15 protein-coding genes are annotated in these 17,768 nt (G+C 63.6%); 4 read left to right on the top strand and 11 right to left on the bottom strand.

What is annotated here, in order from left to right; translation table 11 throughout:
* The first annotated feature begins 450 nt into the window (after positions 1-450).
* Complete coding sequence (locus AB4Z44_RS09900; protein WP_404713867.1) at positions 451-2,472, top strand: tetratricopeptide repeat-containing sulfotransferase family protein; 2,022 nt, start codon at positions 451-453, stop codon at positions 2,470-2,472.
* Between the two features lie 78 nt (positions 2,473-2,550).
* Here the strand turns inward: AB4Z44_RS09900 and AB4Z44_RS09905 are convergent, their stop codons facing one another.
* Positions 2,551-3,426 (bottom strand): class I SAM-dependent methyltransferase, encoded by an 876-nt coding sequence (locus tag AB4Z44_RS09905; protein WP_404713868.1) that lies wholly within the window; start codon positions 3,424-3,426, stop codon positions 2,551-2,553.
* Positions 3,427-3,575: 149 nt separating this feature from the next.
* Here AB4Z44_RS09905 and AB4Z44_RS09910 point away from each other — a divergent pair, with 149 nt between their 5' ends.
* A complete protein-coding gene (locus tag AB4Z44_RS09910; protein WP_404713869.1) occupies positions 3,576-4,274 on the top strand; it encodes a winged helix-turn-helix transcriptional regulator in 699 nt (232 codons plus the stop codon).
* Positions 4,275-4,361: 87 nt separating this feature from the next.
* On the opposite strand, the gene AB4Z44_RS09915 is transcribed toward AB4Z44_RS09910, so the two are convergent.
* On the bottom strand, positions 4,362-5,474 hold the full coding sequence (locus AB4Z44_RS09915) for a purine nucleoside permease (RefSeq protein ID WP_404713870.1): 1,113 nt from the start codon (positions 5,472-5,474) through the stop codon (positions 4,362-4,364).
* Between the two features lie 197 nt (positions 5,475-5,671).
* On the opposite strand from AB4Z44_RS09915, the gene AB4Z44_RS09920 reads away from it, so the two are divergent.
* Positions 5,672-6,790, top strand: coding sequence for an NAD(P)-dependent alcohol dehydrogenase (locus tag AB4Z44_RS09920; RefSeq protein ID WP_404713871.1), 1,119 nt, complete (start codon positions 5,672-5,674; stop codon positions 6,788-6,790).
* Positions 6,791-6,998: 208 nt separating this feature from the next.
* Here the strand turns inward: AB4Z44_RS09920 and dhaL are convergent, their stop codons facing one another.
* From dhaL to AB4Z44_RS09940, 4 genes are all read right to left on the bottom strand, one after another.
* Entirely contained in the window at positions 6,999-8,705 is a 1,707-nt protein-coding gene (gene dhaL / locus AB4Z44_RS09925; protein WP_404713872.1) for a dihydroxyacetone kinase subunit DhaL, read from the bottom strand.
* A gap of 58 nt (positions 8,706-8,763) precedes the next feature.
* A complete protein-coding gene (locus tag AB4Z44_RS09930; RefSeq protein ID WP_404713873.1) occupies positions 8,764-9,774 on the bottom strand; it encodes an alpha/beta fold hydrolase in 1,011 nt (336 codons plus the stop codon).
* A 29-nt stretch (positions 9,775-9,803) separates the two neighbouring features.
* Positions 9,804-10,184, bottom strand: a complete 381-nt coding sequence (locus tag AB4Z44_RS09935; RefSeq protein ID WP_404713874.1) for a carboxymuconolactone decarboxylase family protein — start codon at positions 10,182-10,184, stop codon at positions 9,804-9,806.
* 149 nt (positions 10,185-10,333) lie between these two features.
* Positions 10,334-10,783: a MarR family winged helix-turn-helix transcriptional regulator gene (locus AB4Z44_RS09940; protein ID WP_404713875.1), complete on the bottom strand. Its 450-nt coding sequence runs from the start codon at positions 10,781-10,783 to the stop codon at positions 10,334-10,336.
* 249 nt (positions 10,784-11,032) lie between these two features.
* On the opposite strand from AB4Z44_RS09940, the gene AB4Z44_RS09945 reads away from it, so the two are divergent.
* Positions 11,033-11,737, top strand: a complete 705-nt coding sequence (locus AB4Z44_RS09945) for a hypothetical protein (RefSeq protein WP_404713876.1) — start codon at positions 11,033-11,035, stop codon at positions 11,735-11,737.
* On the opposite strand, the gene AB4Z44_RS09950 is transcribed toward AB4Z44_RS09945, so the two are convergent.
* The 5 genes from AB4Z44_RS09950 to AB4Z44_RS09970 all read right to left on the bottom strand — a co-directional run bounded on the left by AB4Z44_RS09950 (position 11,734) and on the right by AB4Z44_RS09970 (position 17,730).
* Positions 11,734-12,747, bottom strand: coding sequence for an SMP-30/gluconolactonase/LRE family protein (locus tag AB4Z44_RS09950; RefSeq protein ID WP_404713877.1), 1,014 nt, complete (start codon positions 12,745-12,747; stop codon positions 11,734-11,736). The two genes, AB4Z44_RS09945 and AB4Z44_RS09950, sit on opposite strands and share 4 nt — an antisense overlap.
* 217 nt (positions 12,748-12,964) lie before the next feature.
* A complete protein-coding gene (locus AB4Z44_RS09955; protein WP_404713878.1) occupies positions 12,965-14,188 on the bottom strand; it encodes an epoxyalkane--coenzyme M transferase in 1,224 nt (407 codons plus the stop codon).
* Between the two features lie 31 nt (positions 14,189-14,219).
* Positions 14,220-15,143 (bottom strand): amidohydrolase family protein, encoded by a 924-nt coding sequence (locus tag AB4Z44_RS09960; RefSeq protein ID WP_404713879.1) that lies wholly within the window; start codon positions 15,141-15,143, stop codon positions 14,220-14,222.
* Positions 15,144-15,172: 29 nt separating this feature from the next.
* Positions 15,173-16,567: a spinster family MFS transporter gene (locus AB4Z44_RS09965; protein ID WP_404713880.1), complete on the bottom strand. Its 1,395-nt coding sequence runs from the start codon at positions 16,565-16,567 to the stop codon at positions 15,173-15,175.
* 218 nt (positions 16,568-16,785) lie between these two features.
* Positions 16,786-17,730, bottom strand: coding sequence for a helix-turn-helix domain-containing protein (locus AB4Z44_RS09970; RefSeq protein WP_404713881.1), 945 nt, complete (start codon positions 17,728-17,730; stop codon positions 16,786-16,788).
* Positions 17,731-17,768 lie beyond the last annotated feature (38 nt).

Raw genomic sequence — 17,768 nt, forward strand, 5'->3', positions numbered from 1 at the left:
GAACGGCGTCAGGAACGTCGTCGTTCCCAACAGCCAAGAGGCGCTCTTACGGCGCCTCGCCGCAATGGTCTTCATCTGTGAACCCCCTTTATTGGTGCGTGACTTTCCTCCTTGTCCTCTCCTGGTCGACGGTGGCTTAGCTTACTAAGTCTCTACCGCGACTCCCCATCTGGGCGGTTGGTCCGATCAGACGGGAAATCCTTTTCCCGCCTCCTGCGCCGGCCGGCTGCAAGCCATTCCCGCCGGTTTCCCGGCGTCCGTGAATGTTCACGGGACTTATCTGACGACCGTCAAGATTCGCATACTGGTCATCATTCAGCTTCTGTCAAGCACTATGGGAAATGGCCCGAACGCGACCCCGCGCTGTGTCCTTTTCTCCTCATCGACAAAGCTTGACTCCCGCCCTAGCTTCGCACCCGCAGCAATACGGGATGGCAGGATATGCGGGGTGTGGCGGCGAATGCGGCGGGTGGCCTGAACGAGGCGATTGCCCATGCCACGCGCCTGCTCGGAGCCGATCCCGGTGGGGCATTGGCCCTCGCGCGCGACATATTGCGCGCAGCACCGGGGCATCCTCATGCCTTGTTGATCGAGGGCCAGGCGCTGCGTCTGACGGGCAATGCGGGCGAGGCGTTATCGCGACTCGCCGCGCTGGCGCGGGGCCAGCCGCGCATGCTCGATGCATTGTGGGAGCTATCGCAGGTGGCGAGCGCGACCGGCGACAGCGCACAGGCGGTCGCAGCATTGGAAAGCCTCACACGGCAACAGCCGGCGGCGGCGAACGCCTGGTTCCTCATGGCGAAGGAATTGCGCAAGCTGGGCCGGACCCAGGATGCGTGGCGCGCCGATCTGTCGGGCGTGCATGCCTCGTCTCGCAACCCCGAACTGCTCAAGGCCGCAGTTGCGATGAACGAAGAGCGCTTCGACGCGGGCGAGGCGATCCTCAAGGCGTGGCTACAGCGCGCGCCCGAAGACGCCGCCGCGACCCGGTTGCTCGGTGAGATGATCTGGCGCCGGGGCGACCTGACCGAGGCAATGGCGCTGGTCGAACGCGCAGTTGCGCTTGCCCCGGGCTTCGATCTGGCCCGCGATTTCCTGATCCGCCTGCTGCTCCAGGCCAATCGCCTGCCCGATGCGCTGGCACACGCAGAAATATTGGTCACTTCCCCGCTCAAGAATCCGGGCCACGATCTCATCAAGGCTTCGGTGCTGGTGCGTCTTGGGGAGCAAGCTCCGGCCGGCGAGATCTACGAGCGCCTGCTGAAGCTGCAGCCCAACCAGCCGCAAGTCTGGCAGAATCTTGGCCATGTACGGAAAACGCTGGGCCAGCAGGCCGAGGCGATCCACGCCTATCGTCAGGCGGTGACCCATCAGCCGACGATGGGTGAGGCCTGGTGGAGCCTCGCCAACCTCAAGACGGTGAAGCTGGGCGACGAAGATGTAGCGGCAATGGAGAGTGCGCTGGCATCGCTGGCGCCGGACCGGCGGGAGGATATCTTCCATCTCCATTTCTCGCTCGGCAAGGCGCTGGAAGATGCGAAGGACTATGCGGCGTCCTTCCGCCATTACGAGGCGGGCAACCGGATCCGCCGGGCGATGGTGCAGCACGATGCCGCCGAATTCACCGCCGAGGTGGAGGCGACGGCCAAAACCTTCACCGCCCCCTTCATCGCCGCAATGGGCGATGGCGGCTGCCCGGCGCCCGATCCGATCTTCATCGTCGGCTTGCCCCGCTCGGGCTCGACTTTGGTCGAGCAAATCCTCGCCAGCCACAGCCAGGTGGAAGGGACGATGGAACTGCCGGAGATGATGATCATCGCCAGCCGTCTGCAAGCCCGGGTGGACGAGGGTGAATTCCCCGATTTCCGCACGATGATCGCCTCCCTCACGCCCGGTGACCGGCTGCGTCTGGGCGAGGAATATATCGAGCGCACCCGCGTCCATCGCCAGACCGGCCGGCCGCTCTTCATCGACAAGATGCCCAACAACTGGCAGCATATCGGCCTGATCAAGCTGATCCTGCCGAACGCGAAGATCATCGATGCACGGCGCCATCCCTTGTCCTGTTGCTTCTCGGGCTGGAAGCAGCATTTCGCGCGCGGCCAGACCTTCTCCTACGATCTCACCGACATCGGCCTTTATTATCGCGACTATGTCGCATCGATGGCCTCTTATGACGAAGCCGCCCCAGGCGCGGTGCACCGCGTCCTCTACGAGGATATGGTGCGGAACACCGAGCATGAGGTGCGCCGGCTGCTCGACTATCTCGGTCTGCCGTTCGAGCCGGCCTGCCTCGAATTCTACAAGAACGACCGCGCAGTGCGCACCGCCAGCTCCGAGCAGGTCCGCCAGCCGATCTTCACCGACGGGATCGAGCAGTGGAAGAATTACGAGCCGTGGCTCGGTCCTTTGAAAGCCGCACTCGGCCCTGTGTTGGCAGCCTATCCATCGGCGCCGGATCGGGCATCGTGACGCCCGACCGATAACCTTTCAACGCTACGCAACGATACGCGGTCCAGCATCTTCACCTTGATGTCGAAGATGCTCGCGTCAGGCTTTGGTGACGATCACCCGCAAATAGGTGGCCGCGATCACGGTATCATCCGCGCCACCCTTATTCTGGCTTTCGAACAAGGCGGCGAGTTCCGCCTGCAGTGCGTCGGCATTGCCCGCGCGCGAGGCCGCCTCGAAAGCGTTCATCGTCGGCCCGTAATAGTCCCGGAACAGGCCCAGCATCTCCACCGGCGGGCCAGGATGGCGAAAATAATAAGGCGCCGGCTTGCAACTGATGTCATCGGGCCTGATGCCCGCAGCTTCGAACCGTTCACGCACCGTCGCCTCGACGCCCCACGTCACCGGGCTTACGAAGCCTTCGGGCGGCGGCGGGGTGTAAGCGGCACTGATCCTGAGAATTTGCGCAACCAACGTCGGATCGCGCGGAATCCAATTGCCCATGACGATCCGGCCACCCGGACGGACGACGCGGACCATCTCGCGCGCCACATCGAGCGGCTTGGGCGCGAACATCGCGCCGAAAATGCTGACGACGAGATCGACGCTTTCATCGGCGACATCGCCCAGGCAGGAGGCATCGCCCTCCTGGAAGCGAAGATTGTGCAACCCCGCCTGCCCAGCACGCGCATTGCCCGCCGCGACAAGATTGGCGGCGATATCGACCCCCAGTACGTTCGCGCCGAGCCGCGCGGCAGGGAGCGCCGTCGTGCCGTCGCCGCAGCCGAGATCGAGGATTTCCATGCCGGGCGTCACCTCAAGCGACGCGATCAATTCTTCGCCGCTTTCGCGCATGCAAGCGGCGATCCGGGTGAAATCCCCTTTTTCCCACAGGGCCTTGTTTGGGTTGGCGGGCAAGGCCGCCGTAACGGGTGAATGTGTCGTCATCATCGAGTTCCAGATTTTGAGCGGCAAGACGATCCCGCCTGCTGGTACCGCCACAGCAGATCGGCACTGCAAGCAGCCAGTTCAGGAATTGAATCCAGACCGGTATAGAAACTGAACTGGTTCGCGCGTGCGCACGGATATAATGATGCGCTAGGTTCAGGTCCGGGGAGGATGTCATGCCGGAAGGTGGTCACAACCAATTTTGTCCGATCGCGATGGCGTCCGACATATTGTGCACACGCTGGACGATCATGCTCGTGCGCGAACTTCTGCTCGGCACCACGCGTTTCAACGATCTGCGGCGCGGTCTTCCCCGGATGTCGCCCGCTCTGTTGTCCAAACGATTACGCGACCTTGAGACGGCCGGGGTCGTTGCCCGGCGCCGCGCCGAAAGCGAACCCGATCTCTACGAATATATTCTGACCGAGGCGGGACAGGCCCTGAAACCGGTCGTCTACGCAATCGGCGATTGGGGCCACCGTTGGGTTACGACCGAGGCCAGCCTCGCCCATCTCGATGTGAGCCTGCTGATGTGGAACATGCGGCGCAACATCGATCCGGACCCGATGCCGGCCGGCCGCAGCACGATCCAGATCATCTATCCCGATCTGCCGCCGGCGCGCCGCAACTGGTGGCTGTTGGTCGAGCCGGGCAAGGAGACCGACCTCTGCTCGGTCGATCCCGGCTATGACGTCGATCTCTACATCACCACCGACTTGCGGACGATGACCGAGATCTGGATGGGCTATGCGACGATCCGCTGCGCCAAGGCCGACAACCGCCTGACCTTCGTCGGCAACCGCGCGCTGGAAAGCACGTTCGAGTTCTGGATCGGCTCGAGCCGGTTCGCGAGAATGGAGAAGCGCGTCGCTTAGGACTTTTCCGTCATCCCCGCGAGGGCCGGGATCCATAAACTCCAAACCTCAAAGAATATGGCCCCCGCCTTCGCGAGGATAACGAGGTTACTTTGACGGGATATGATCCCGATACTTCTCCCAATGCCCCAATATCTCGTGCACCACAGGCGCACCTACCCGGTAATTGGCCTCATAGGCGACCAATTGCCCCGGCCCCTCGTCGCCAACGCTGTCGGCGGCCGACACACCCGGCGGCGGCTCGGTCTGGTTGCTGGCGGTGCGCAGCACCATCATGCGATCGAGATCGACCAAGCCGGCCTTGGCAAGCACGTTCATCGCACCCGCCAGCGACTGGCTTTCCATGTTCGACATCGCGAACACGCCCTTGCCGCCTGTCCACAATTTGACCCAATCCTCGGCCCATTTGGTACGGCCGGGCCCGTGCCAATAGCGCACCGATCCCAAGGTTTCGCCCATCAGCACGAAAGGCGGGCGCTGCGCGTTGAGAAAGCCCTTCCATAAAGCGCGCTGCCTCTGCAACTCGGGTGAATCCGGAATCGGCACGTCCTTCGTGCGATCATAGGCCCAGCGCGCAAGCCCCTGATTGAGTTCGAGCGCCATCGATAATTTGCCGCTGTCGGTATAGCCGGCGAAGCTCCTGGGATCGGCGGGAAGCGCGTTGGGCCGGGCGGCGCCGATCGCGAACAGCCCATAGGGCCAGTCCTTCGCGACCTCGCGATCGTCGAACTCGCGCAACGTATCGCCCTGGATCACCCACCGCGCCCAAGCCGCACTACCAACGGAGGCGAGATTGGGATCGGTCCCGGAGATGCCTGTAAACAGCCAATAGGTCTTGCGGAAATCGAAGCGCGGATCGAGCACCAGCGCTTCGAGTTGCTCCGCGACGCCACCGACCATCGTGCCGGCATCACCCCAAACCATGCCGTACAGCCCGTTCGCGTTGCGCCGCAGCGGATGGAGCGCGCCCTTGATCGGGATCACCTGATCGAGATGCTCGCGCTCGGCCCAGAGTTGAAACTCGCCGGGCTCGTCGCCCATGTCCTTGCCCGGCTCGAAATTGGCGATCACCACGAATTTGACCGCGATCCGGTGCTTCACCACCGGCAGGGGCGGTATAAGAGGTTCTGCCGCTCTCGCCGTTCCGCTCGCGACCAATGCGGCGGCCAACATCGCATTGCGCCACATCTGACGGCTCATCGAACACCCCCCAACTTGTGCCAACCGGGACATATTGCACCGCAGCATAGTCCGGCACAACCCGCGGCTCGGCGCCAAATAGATGGGACGCGGTCACATCGCCACCGGCATCGCTTCACGCTTCCCCTCCTTGCGATAATGTCTTAGCAGATCGCCATAACGCTGGCGGTCGCGACAAAAGAAGGTGAGGAACGCACATGGATGGTATCGGTAACATGGATGTCACGGCTGCAATCCTGAGCGAACCCGATGGCCCCTTCACGATCGAGCAGCTCACCGTCGAGCAGCCGCGCGCGGGAGAGGTGCTGGTCAGGATCGTCGCCGCCGGCATGTGCCACACCGATGCCGCCGTGCGCAGCCGCGATCTGCCGACGCCCCTGCCGGTTGTGCTCGGTCACGAGGGTGCGGGCGTGGTCGAGGCCGTCGGCGCCGGCGTGACCAAGGTGGCGCCGGGCGATCATGTCGTCATCACCGTCAACAGCTGCGGCCAGTGCGACCAATGCCTGTCGGGCCATCCCTCGATCTGCGACATGATCTTCCCGTTGAATTTCGCCGGATCACGCCTCGATGGCAGCCACGCTTTGTGTGGGCACGAGGGCCTGAACGACCAGTTCTTCGGCCAATCCTCCTTCGCGACACGCTCGCTCGCGCACGAGCGCAACGTCATCAAGGTGACGAAGGAGGTCCCGCTCGAACTGCTCGGGCCGCTCGCCTGCGGCATCCAGACCGGCGCCGGATCGGTGATCAGCGGGCTGCGCGTCAAGGCAGGCGAGAGCTTCGTCGTGTTCGGCAGCGGCGCGGTCGGCCTGTCGGCGGTGATGGGCGCACACGTCTGCGGCGCTGCCATCATCATCGCGGTCGATATCAACCCGTCGCGGCTCGAACTCGCGCGCGAACTCGGTGCAACCCACGTCATCAACGGACGGACGGAGGATGTCGTCGCGCGGATCATGGAGATCACCGGCAAGGGCATCCATCATTCGCTTGATACGACAGGCAATCTCGCCGTGATCCAGAGTGCGATCGATTGTCTGCGCCCGGGCGGTGTTTGCGGCATCCTCGGCGCGAGCCCGCCGGGCGCTGCGCTGGCGCTGCCGGTCGGCCCGTTCATGAGCATGAGCAAGACCTTGCGCGGTATCGTCGAGGGTGATGTCGTGCCCGAAATCTTCATCCCGCAGATGATCGCGCTCTATCAGCAGGGGCGCTTCCCGTTCGATAAGCTGATCAAATTCTACGAACTGGATCAGATCAATCAGGCGCTGGAGGACAGCGAAAAGGGTGTCACGGTGAAGCCCGTCATCAAGATGCCGGCGTAACATTCAGCAAGCCTCTCCTTTCGAGACACGTCAATTGGAGTTCCATTTCTCCTCGTCATGCTGAACTTGTTTCAGCATCCACCAGGCAACTTGCACGGACAGTGCGGCACGCACGGTGGACCCTGAAACAATTTCAGGGTGACGGGCGGAGGAGGCAAGCGGCGCCCTTAACCAGCCAGGTGCAATTGCCCTGACAGAAGGCGACAACTCAGACTACCGACGCAATCGCGCGCAGCCACAACGCCACCGCATAAGCCCCCGGATCCGGATGGCCCAGCGCGCGATCACCGACATAGGAGGAACGGCCGAGGCGCGGGTGCATCGTCTTCGTCGCCTCGACACCGCCTTCGGCCGCCGCGACAGCAGGGCTCAGCACGCTGACCGCGCCATCCCCGACAGTCCGTTCGATCGCCTCCGCTGCCGGCAGCAACGCATCGAGCATCGTCCGGTCCCCGGCCTTCCCGCCGCCCAAGGCCTGGATTCCATCGACGCCCGCACGGAACGCTGCAGCCCAGGCCGCCGCCCGGCTCACATCCGCCGCTTCGGCAAGCCCGGTCGCGATCCGCAGCACGAACGCCGCATAGAGCGGCCCCGACGTGCCGCCCAGCGCCCGCCGCAACGTGGCGGAGATATCGCGCAAGGCAGCAGCCGGGTGATCCAGATCGAGGCGTGGGGTCAGTTCGGCGATCGCGCGCGCGCCGCGCGACAGGCTGATGCCGATATCGCCGTCACCCACGACCGAATCCAGTTCGGTCAGCCGCGCCTCGGCCTGTTCGAGCGCCGCGATCACCGCCGCGATCGCAGCGGCAAAGCGTACCTTGTCGGCATTGGTCGCCCACGCGGCCCCGCGCGCCATGTCACTATGGACGTCATCGGGCAGCGACACCGCCTCGATTGCGGAAACGGGCTGCGTCGGAGGCGCCCAGGCGCCGGCCGCGCTAGGCGCAAGCAGGCGCTTCAGGCGGCCTTCGTCGAGTTTCAGCAGCGAGACCGAACAGCCCGGCATTTCGAGCGCGGTCAGGAATGTGCCGACCAGCGCCGCTTGGGCATGCACGCCCGCCCGTCCCAGTCGCTGCAAGGCGTGTCGCGCGACGACGCTCAGTTCCTGGACCGCCGTGCCGCCGAGATTGTTGACCAGCAGGGCCACCCGATCGCCGACGACGATCCCGCCGCGCTCGATCAACCGATCGAGCAATCGATCCAGCATGACATCGGCGGCCGCGATCGGGCCCCGCCGCGCACCGCTCTCGCCATGGATGCCAAGGCCATATTCGACCTCGTGATCGCCCAATTCGAATCCGCGTTTACCCGCCGCTGGAACGATGCAGGCGCCGAGCCCCAGGCCCATGCTGAACAGGGCTTGGCTTGCCGCCTCCGTCTCGGCCTTGACCTCGGCGAGCGATAGTCCCGCCTCGGCGGCGGCGCCCGCCACCTTGTGGATCAGCACGGTACCGGCGATGCCGCGCCGGCCGACCGCGCCGCCATCATCGGCCAGTGCGACATCGTCGCGCACGATCACCATCTCGACCGCGATGCCGGACGCCCGGGCGACCTCGGCAGCGAGGCCGAAATTGAGCCGATCACCCGTATAATTCTTGATGATCAGCAGCACGCCTGCGGGTCCTGCCACCGCGCGGATCGCGGCAATCACCGCATCGACGCTGGGTGAGGTGAAGACCGCCCCGATCACCGCCGCGGTGAGCATGCCGTGCCCGACATAGCCGGCATGGGCAGGCTCATGCCCCGCCCCGCCGCCCGATATGATCGCAACCTTGCCGCTCGCCGCGAGTGCGGCATAATCGCGCCGCAACACGACATTCTCACCCTCGATGCGGGTCAGGCGACCATCGGCCAGCAACAAGCCTTCGATCATCTCCTCGACGATCAGCAACGGATCGTTGACCAGCTTCTTCATGCGTCCTCCGCTTGGCTAGCCCCGATCAAAGTAGGATAAGATACGAAGCCCGTTATCGCTACCGTAGATCGAGCTTGTTCTTCTTCAAGAATAACGAAAGTTGATCGGCCACCTGAACGTTGTTCATATCGGCAAAGGCGATGTGCGTATTGCCTTTGAGCCCGACCGAGGGGAGCATCAGCATCTCGGCATGCCCGCCATGCGCGTTGATGCTGGCGACGAATTGCCGGCAGACCGCGACGCTATCCTTCCAGAAAGTCTGTCCGGTATTGTCGCCCCAGACGATCTGGATCGGTATGTGGGTGAGCTTCATGAATTCGGCCAGCGGGACGTGGGTCGGGCCGAATGCACCTTCGGGCTCTTTCGGTCCTTCGCCATCGGGAAAGACATAGGCCGGCGTCTCGTAGGCGACGATGCCCTTCACATTTCCGCTCTTGAGCGCGGCCAGCATGCCGCGCCAGCCGCCCGCGGAATTGGTCACCAGAACGACCGGGCCGATCCTGTCGATCGCCTTCGCCGCCGCCTCGGCCTCCATGTGCGCATTCTTGGCGATGTCGAATTCGTCGTAGCGCGCGCTCATCGCCTGATCCCAGGCTTCGGCATCGTCGCGCGGAAATTGCACGCCGGGAAACCACTGGCCGGCAACCGGGCCGAAGCGCCACGCCATATGGTTGAGCTGGTCCGAATTGAGCCGCGGGACATAGCTATAGCCCTCGCAGCTCCAGTTGCCGCGGCCGACGCGCGGTCCATCCCAGATGTAGACCGGGAAGCCGCGCCGCAGGAATATCTGTTGATAGCCCTCCCCACCATCCCAGCGTTGCTGCCATACCTGCGCGCTCGAACTGTGCCACAGGAACAGGCCGGTTTTCCGGGCATGGACCGGGATCTGATAGTCGACGAAGCCGTGATCGCAGTGGAGTGTCGCCTTGGCCGGATCGCCGATCACCGTGCCGCCGGCGGTGAAACTGCCGAGCTTCTCGATCATGATGGGCGGCCGGGCTGCGATCGGCAGCGGCAGCGCGAGCGCAAGAACCGCGCTTATATGTTTGCAAAGACCGATGACCGACATGGCATCCCTCCAAGATTTAGTCTTGCTCGCTAAATGCCATCGACTTCCGCCAGCGCCTCGCCCGCAGCGGCAAAACTATCGACCGCAGCGGGAATCCCACCATAGGCCATGGCGTGGAGCAGGATTTCGCGAATCTCGTCACGCGACACGCCATTGGCGAGCGCGCCCCTGACGTGCAGCTTGATCTGATTAGGTTTACCGAGAGCCGCGAGCATCGCGATCGTGAGCATGCTGCGCAGCTTGAGATCGAGATGCGGCCGGTGCCAGAGTTCACCGAAGCAGGAGCGTGTAACCATCTCCTGGAGCGGCCGGGTAAAATCGGTGGCCGCCGCTATTTGCTGGTCGGCGCCGGCAGGGCCAAACATCTGCCGGCGCAGCGCAAGACCGCGATCAAATTCGGCATCTGCCACCCGATGCGCCCTCCCCGCTCCGGCGCCATCCCGTTCGGCTGGTCACCTTTCATCTCGTCACGTCAAATCATTTAACGTGATAAGTTTTGGATGGCAATGCGGACGTCCAATCGACTGAGGCAAGCCGATCACGACCTTGGACCGTGAGGTTATTCGACGCCTTTGATCGCCGCGGAAAGCGCGCGCAGTTCGTTGACCAGTTTCTCGAGGCGCTGGGCGCCGAACCGATCCGAATATTCGCGCATGATGCGGACAACCTGACGGGACACCACCTTGACGATCTCGCGGCCTTCGGGGGTAAGCGCCACCAGCGCGCGACGCCGGTCGTTGATGTCGGGCTCGCGCACGACGAGCTTGCGCTCTTCCAGTTCCTTGAGGATCCGGGTGACGCTCGGCGCATGGAGCAGGCCGACTTCGGCCAGTCCGGTCGCATCGGTCGCACCGCGATCGTTGATCACGCGCATGACGCGCCATTGGGGTTCGGTGATCTTGAACTCGCGCAGCTTGGGCCGCATCGGCGCAATGACCGCTTCCTTGGAGCTGAGCATGATCGCCGCGAGCGACTGCTCGAACGGCGGGATTTTGCGGATGGCGCTCATCCCTGACTATTGCTCCGGCCAACCGGCATTACGTCTCTCCCGTTAAGATTTAAACCGAAACAGCACCAAATCGTATCATGCTACCAATATTCGAAAAGCCCCGACATCGCGCGTTCGAAGGATCGGATATCAGAGGCGACCGGAGATGTCGCCTTTTGCTGCGACCGGGGGAAGCCGCGATTGCAGGGCGCGTAACAGAGTTGTCGCCGGTCATTTGTAGATCGCGCCCGCAGGGGGGCGCAACTCGACATGCCGCACGGCCTTGGCGGACCATTACGGCGGGCCACGATCGGTGTCGCGATCGGGCTGATGTCGGCCGACACGCCGGCTTACGCGGCGGGCGGTCCCGATATCGTCGATGATGCCTTTGCCGAAACCCCTAAGGTCTGTCATCTCGAAAGCTGGCTGATCGCGCCACTCCATGGCGATGCGCTGACCCACGCCGGCATAGGCTGCACCTTCGCCGCCGTCCCGCGGCTGGAGCTCGACGGCGCGGTCGAATATCAGCGCGGCAATGCCGATGGGCCATGGTCGTTCCAGCCGACCGCCAAATATACGCTGCTTGTCCACCCCGGCGTCTTTGCGATCGGCCTGAGCGGCGCCGGCTTCGTCGATCGCCACGGCCATTTGGATGGTTTCGCGGTGGACATGCCGGCCAGCTTCACGCGCGGCCGCTTCACCACGATCAATGTCGATATCGGCTGCGTCGGCACGCTCGAACGGCACGCGCCGGCACAATATCAGGTGAGTTGGGGCGTGCAGATCGTCCAGGCGATCGCGCCGCATTTCTCGCTGATGGGCGAGGTGTTCGGCGTCGAGGCGCAGAAACCCGGGGAACAGGCCGGGGTGCGCTGGTCACCCGGGCCACAGAAGGTCGATATCGATCTGCGTGCATCGCACGGCGGGACGTTTGCAGGGACGGCGCTGACGTTGGGAATTACGTTCCGGGTTTAGGGGTTGACCGCCGCAACCTTCAGCCGCACCTCGTACAGCGCATCGCAGGCGGTGATGAACAGGCTCCTCCCGTCCGCGCCGCCGAAGGCGAGGTTGGTCGCGCAAATCTGCCGTTTGGGTTCGCCACCATAGATGGGTAGGTTGAGCGTGCCGAGCAATTTGCCGGAGGGCGCGGTCACCCGGACGATGCCGGGGCCGCCGCCATTGGTGGAATAGAGATTCCCCGCTCGATCGGTCTTCATGCCATCGCCCATGCCGATCCCGCGGGTGAAAGGCTCACCGGGGCCGAGCGTGCCGTCGGCCAGGACCGGATAGCGCCGGATCAGATCGAAGCCGACCGAGAGATAGAGATATTTGTCATCGGGTGACAAAGCGATACCGTTGGGGATACCGCCGAGCGCCTTGTCGTCCATCAACTTGATCGTCTTGCCGCCGCGGATCAGATAGATGCCGTCTGACATCTGCTTGTCCGGATTCTTGCCATAGTCGCGCAAGCCGAACGAATTGTCGGCGAGGTAGATCGCGCCGTCGCGCGCGATCGCGATATCGTTGGGGCCGTTGAATTGCTTGCCGTCATAACCCGCCGACAGGACGGTGCGCGTCCCGTCCTTCTCCAGCCGCATCACCATCCGGTCATTGTCCGCGCACCAGAGAAGGCGCCCCTGCGCATCGCGGGCGGTGCAGGACGGGCCGATCAGCAGCACGTGCGACCGGCCCGATCGGGTCTGGGTGCCGGCATGCTCGGGATCGTTGCCGGTGTAGCCCGCACGTTCGAGGAAAACGGAGACCTTATGGGCGAGCGTCACCTTGTAGATGACGTTGTCGAGCAGCCCGCTCACCAGCACGAAGCCGCTTTTGCCGTCGGGAAACCAGACCGGACCCTCGTTGAGGCCGAAGCCGCGCGCGAGTTCGATCGGCTTGGTTTTGGGATCGATGATGGCGGCAAAAGCGGGATCGCTGACCGTGATGCTGAAGGGGGTCGGCGCCGGCGGTGGGCCGTCGCCGCGCATTTGCGGTCTGGGTGTGACCGGGGGTTCTATCTTCGACATCGGGGCCGCGACCTGTGCGGATGCCATCGAACAACCGAAGATCAGCGCAAAAGCAAGCAATCCTCTCATCACACCCCCGTCGCCCCTGTGTAGGCAGGGGCCCAATCTCTATTTGATCGAAAGCTGCCTTTCGTTGGGAGAGACATAGGCCCCTGCCTACACAGGGGCGACGGTTATTCTACTTCCCTTTCATCCGCTTCGCGGCGATGCGGCACCCCTCCGACATCGCTTTGAGTTTAGCCCAGACGATCTCCTCATGGCCGACGCGTGAGCCGATACCGCAATCGGTGCCGGCATGGACATTTTCCATGCCAACCAATCTGGCGAAATTGAGCAATCGCTCGGCAACCAATTCGGGATGCTCGACCAGATCGGTATAATGGCCGACCACGCCAGGCACGAGGATCTTGCCCTCGGGCAGCTTCACATCCTCAAACACGTGATATTCGTGCGCGTGGCGGACGTTACTATGCTCGAACGAATAAGCCTGCGCGTCGATCTTGAGCAATTTATCGACGATATGCTTGAACTCGATATCGTTGACATGCGGGCGGTGGCCCGATCCCCAGCACATGTGGAAGCGGATCTGCTCCTCGGGCAGCCCTCGCAGCGCATGATTGATGATCTCGACGCAGAAATCGAGATGACTGCGATATTGCTCGACGCTCCAGTCGGGATAGAACATCCACGTCGTCGCGAATTCGGGCTCATCGACCTGCAGGATCAGGCCCGCATCGGTGATCGCCTTATACTCTTCGCGTACGCAATCGGCGACCGCGAACATGTAATCGCGCTCGTCCTTGTAGTGGAGATTGTGGATCCCGGCACCCAAGCTGAGCGGCCCCAAGGCGGCGATGAAGCCGTCGACGCCCGATTTTCCGATCAGCGCCTGCTTGAGCGCGTCGATGTCCTTCTGGATGGCATCATAGCCGTGATAGGTCACCGCCGCGGTGCAGGCGCGGATCTTAGCCGGCTTCGGATCCATGATCCCGCGCCAGCCACCGCCAGGCGCGACGAAGCCGGGGCGCACCGGCCCGCCCGAACCCGCAAACCACAGGCCGCTCTCGTAGAAGCCCGGAAAGTCGCGCCGGTCGCGCTCGGCGGTGAAGTAGCGCTTCGGTTCGAGCCCCTCGGGTCGGTCGATCGTGCTGTAGCCGCTGATACGATCGAAGATGTAGGCGGCGTAAGTGCCGGGATGCGCGGCCTTCACATATTCGCCGTCGTTCAGGATATCGACGCCGCACTCCATCTGCTTGGCGACGACCCAGTCGACCGCCTTGGGCAGTTCCTCCGCGATCGCGGCTTCATTCTCCTTCGCGTTGGGCAGAAGGCTGGAGAGGCTTTCGGGCAGCGGCAGATTGCCGCCATGGCTGCTGAGGAAATAGTCGGTCGAACGCCGCATTGGCTGTCCCTTTCAAAAATAGCTCGGTGGATTAGCGGCCGAAGCCCCAGCTCATCGGGGGTGGGCCCCAGTCCTGCGAAGCCGGTGGCAGGTTGAACAGGCGGCGTGCATTGCCGCCGAGCACCAGTGCCTTCTGTTCGTAGGTCAGATGGCCCGAATGGAGGAGGTAGTTGAGGTTTTCGCCATAGGTGATGCCGCGCCGGCGCGGGCGGTCGCCCTTGGGCAGATCGGCGCTGCGCAGGCGGGTATAATCGCTGCCCCACAGGATGCGGTCATGGCCGAAGGCCGCGAACATGCGGTCGAGGTTCGGCCACACATCCTCGTAAGGATAATTTTCCTGCGACAGCAGAGGCGCGCCACACAGCTTGACGTGGACATTCGGATACTTGGCCAGTTCGAGCAGATCCTCGAACGGTGCCCAGGTCATCGTTTCAGGCGGCGACACCGGATGCTGCGCGACCCCGATATGGTCGACGATCAGGATCAGGTTGGGATGCCGCTCGGCCACCGCCGCCATGTGGGCACAGCCGCCGTGGGTGGAATTGAAGATCGGCAGGCCGACCTCCTCTGCCGTCGCATAGATCGGATCGAACACGCCGGCGGCGAATTCGGGCCGCATCCTGGCATTGATGAAGTCGCCGACCAGCGCCCGGCCCGCCACCATGGCCGGATTGGCGCGGATGCGTCGCACCTCGGACGCCAGATCGGGGTGGGTGTGGAAGAGCGTGTGAACCCCCGGGAAGCGCCCCGGATAACGCTGATGCGCCAGCTCGATGAACGCCTCGCTCGTCACCGCCAGCGCGATATCGACCCCGATCGCGTCCATCGCCTCGCGCGCCAGCTCGACCTGCCACAGGCTGGTCTGCGGCTTCATGTCCTCGTCGAGCGGCTTGCCCGGCCAGGGCTCATGGATTTGCGCGTCGATGATCTCGAGAGATTCCAGATTGGTGCTCATGCCGTCCTCTTCGTTGCGGCGGATAGGGATCAGTTGGCGAATTCGCGCACGGCACGCTCGTAGGAGCGGGCGTAGGGCTTGAGTCCCTGCCACACGACCAGCAGCGCGAGCGTGCCCATGATGACGGCGTTGAGCACCATCGAGTAACGCAGCGCGGAGGAGTCGCCGAACAGGTAGTCGGTGAACAGGGCAACGATCAGCGGGCTGATCGCGAAGGCGATGACGTTGTTGCAGAACTGGGTCAGCGAACCGACCTGCGCGCGCATCCGATTGGGCGTGATTACCTGGAAGGCCGCGATGCTCGGGCCGAACCCGAGCGTGCCGATGAAACCGCACAGCGCGTTCACCGCCAAGACGAGATAGGGGCTCGGCATCAGCGGTGAGATGATCATGAGCGGGACGGACGCGAGCAGGCCGTAGAAGACGATGCGCAGATTGGCATCGTTGCGGCCCTGCCTGGTCCAATATTCGGACAGTTTGGCCCCCGCCAGCAGCGCGATCGGCGAGATGATCAGGGTGATCGTGCCGCTGATCATGCCGACCTTGGCCAGTTCCCACCCGAACTGGCGGTGGAGGAAGGTTGCCCCCCAGGTGGCCGGGCCGGTCAGCAGCATCGCCTTGATGCACATGCCGCCGATCACGGCCAGATACGTGCGCCAATCGTCGCGCAACCAGCGCCCGACTTCGCCGACCGGCACCTTCCGCGCCTTCTGCCCGGCAAGCAGCCCGCGGCGCGGCGGCTCCTTGGTGGTGAGCACGATCAGAGCGACGATCAACCCTGGTGCTCCGACGATCATGAAGGCCCATTGCCAGGGGCGGATCACGCCCATCCCCAGCAAGTGGACCGGGGGCATGCCGGAAACGAAGTGGAGCGCAGCCCCACCAAGGAAGAGCGCCAGCCCGGTGCCGAGCATCGCGCCGATGCCCATCGTGCCGGTGGCGAAGGCCACCTTCTCACGCGGCCAATTATCGGTCGCGATCGACCAGCTCGCCGGGCCGTAGCCGGATTCACCCGCTCCGATCCCCATGCGCGCGATCAGCAGGCCGGCGAAGCCTTGGACTATGCCGCAAGCGACGGTGGCAGCGCTCCAGAAAGCGATCGAGATCGCAACGATATTGCGCCGGCTGTAGATGTCCGCCGCGCGCGCCACCGCCAGCCCGACAATACCATAGGGCAGTGAAAAACTCGCGCCGATCAACAGGGCCGCTTCGGTATCGGTGATGCCGAAATCCTGCTTGATCGGATCGATCAACAACGAGAGCACGCTGCGATCGAGCACGGTGAACATCACCACGATCGTCATCACGAACAGCGAATAATAAGCATCGCGGCGCGGCGGCCAAGGGAGGCTTTCGGGAGCCGTGGCCGGGGGCGGATCATCCGCCTGCCGGCCCACCAAGGGCACGTTTGCTACACCAGCCATGAACCGCTCTCCGGGGCTTGTTCTATTCGTTATCGGCTGCCTTAACCCACCCGCACCCCGAGGGTAATGCTTAATGTGATAAGTATTACAGCAGCCTGGTGGGGCTCGCATGCCCGCCTGCGCGGCGCTTGCTCGGGACGGAAGTTGGGTGTGCCCGCTACGGAATTGGTCGTCATCCCCGAGAGGCCGGGAATGACGGACTTATCGGAATCGGTGCTCTACGAGAGCGCCTGCCCGCGATAATCACTGGCCGAACAGCCGAACTGGCTGCGGAAACTGCGCGCAAAATGCGGAGCGCTGTTGAAGCCCCAGCCGAAGGCGATGTTGGTGATCGAATAATGACGCCAGCGCGGATCGCGCAATTGGGCCGCGCATTCCTCGAGCCGGCGGCGCAAAATATAGGCCGAGGGCGCCTCGTCGCTGACCGCGAAGATCATCCGCAAATAGCGATCGGAGAGGGCCATACGCCGCGCGATGAAGCAGGGCTTCAGTTCGGGATTGCGCAGATGCTCCTCGATGAAGAGCTTCACCTTCCAGAAGCGCGCCGCCATCACCGCCGAAGCCGCGTTGCGATCGTTGAACGCGGCCATGTAGGCGCTCGCCAACACATCGAGCAGGTGCCGCCCTGCCCGTTCGGCCTGATCGGGATGCAGCCGGCTCGGATCCTCGCTAACGAGGGTCTGCGCCATCGCCGCCGCCATCGGCGCGAGGCTCACATCGTGCGCCAGCCGCCGCCCGCACAGAAAATCCGACAAGGGAATGGTATCGTGGACGATCGCGGTCGGCACGCGAAACATGATGATCTCGCTCGGCCCGTCGGGCCGCAGTTCATATTGCGTGCTGTTGTTGCAGAGCGTGAAATCGCCTTTTTCCAGCGCGATCTGGTTGCCGTAATGGTTGAAGGCGCTGCATCCCCGCACTTGGTGGATGAAGGTCGACATGCCGTTCGAGCGTTCGCGGATGTCGGCGGCCTCGCGCCGGATCGAAACCGATCCGCAGCGCAGCCTTATCAGCCCCATCCGTCCCATCTCGAAGCTGCGATATTCATGATCGGGAACGCGCGAAAACACCTCCACCTGGGTGCGCTCGCCATGCAGGGTCGAGGTGTAGATGGGCGCGCCGTCCCCCGGCCCGCGCTGCGGATAGTCCGGGACTTCGCGCATCGTCTGATCCTCTCCGAGCCGGCCGAAGCCGCTTTTTG

It is taken from the genome of Sphingomonas sp. MMS24-J13 (genome assembly GCF_044905095.1).
GTDB lineage: Bacteria > Pseudomonadota > Alphaproteobacteria > Sphingomonadales > Sphingomonadaceae > Sphingomonas_I.

What these genes read in the sequence shown, in the direction of transcription:
- AB4Z44_RS09930 (WP_404713873.1), bottom strand. Translation starts at nt 9,774, where the DNA reads ATGTCGGTCATCGGTCTTTGCAAACATATAAGCGCGGTTCTTGCGCTC.
- AB4Z44_RS09915 (WP_404713870.1), bottom strand. Translation starts at nt 5,474, where the DNA reads ATGAGCCGTCAGATGTGGCGCAATGCGATGTTGGCCGCCGCATTGGTC.
- AB4Z44_RS09945 (WP_404713876.1), top strand. Translation starts at nt 11,033, where the DNA reads ATGCCGCACGGCCTTGGCGGACCATTACGGCGGGCCACGATCGGTGTC.
- AB4Z44_RS09955 (WP_404713878.1), bottom strand. Translation starts at nt 14,188, where the DNA reads ATGCGGCGTTCGACCGACTATTTCCTCAGCAGCCATGGCGGCAATCTG.
- AB4Z44_RS09910 (WP_404713869.1), top strand. Translation starts at nt 3,576, where the DNA reads ATGCCGGAAGGTGGTCACAACCAATTTTGTCCGATCGCGATGGCGTCC.
- AB4Z44_RS09920 (WP_404713871.1), top strand. Translation starts at nt 5,672, where the DNA reads ATGGATGGTATCGGTAACATGGATGTCACGGCTGCAATCCTGAGCGAA.
- AB4Z44_RS09950 (WP_404713877.1), bottom strand. Translation starts at nt 12,747, where the DNA reads ATGCGCGGCGACGGCCCACCGCCGGCGCCGACCCCCTTCAGCATCACG.
- AB4Z44_RS09940 (WP_404713875.1), bottom strand. Translation starts at nt 10,783, where the DNA reads ATGAGCGCCATCCGCAAAATCCCGCCGTTCGAGCAGTCGCTCGCGGCG.
- AB4Z44_RS09960 (WP_404713879.1), bottom strand. Translation starts at nt 15,143, where the DNA reads ATGAGCACCAATCTGGAATCTCTCGAGATCATCGACGCGCAAATCCAT.
- dhaL (WP_404713872.1), bottom strand. Translation starts at nt 8,705, where the DNA reads ATGAAGAAGCTGGTCAACGATCCGTTGCTGATCGTCGAGGAGATGATC.
- AB4Z44_RS09965 (WP_404713880.1), bottom strand. Translation starts at nt 16,567, where the DNA reads ATGGCTGGTGTAGCAAACGTGCCCTTGGTGGGCCGGCAGGCGGATGAT.
- AB4Z44_RS09970 (WP_404713881.1), bottom strand. Translation starts at nt 17,730, where the DNA reads ATGCGCGAAGTCCCGGACTATCCGCAGCGCGGGCCGGGGGACGGCGCG.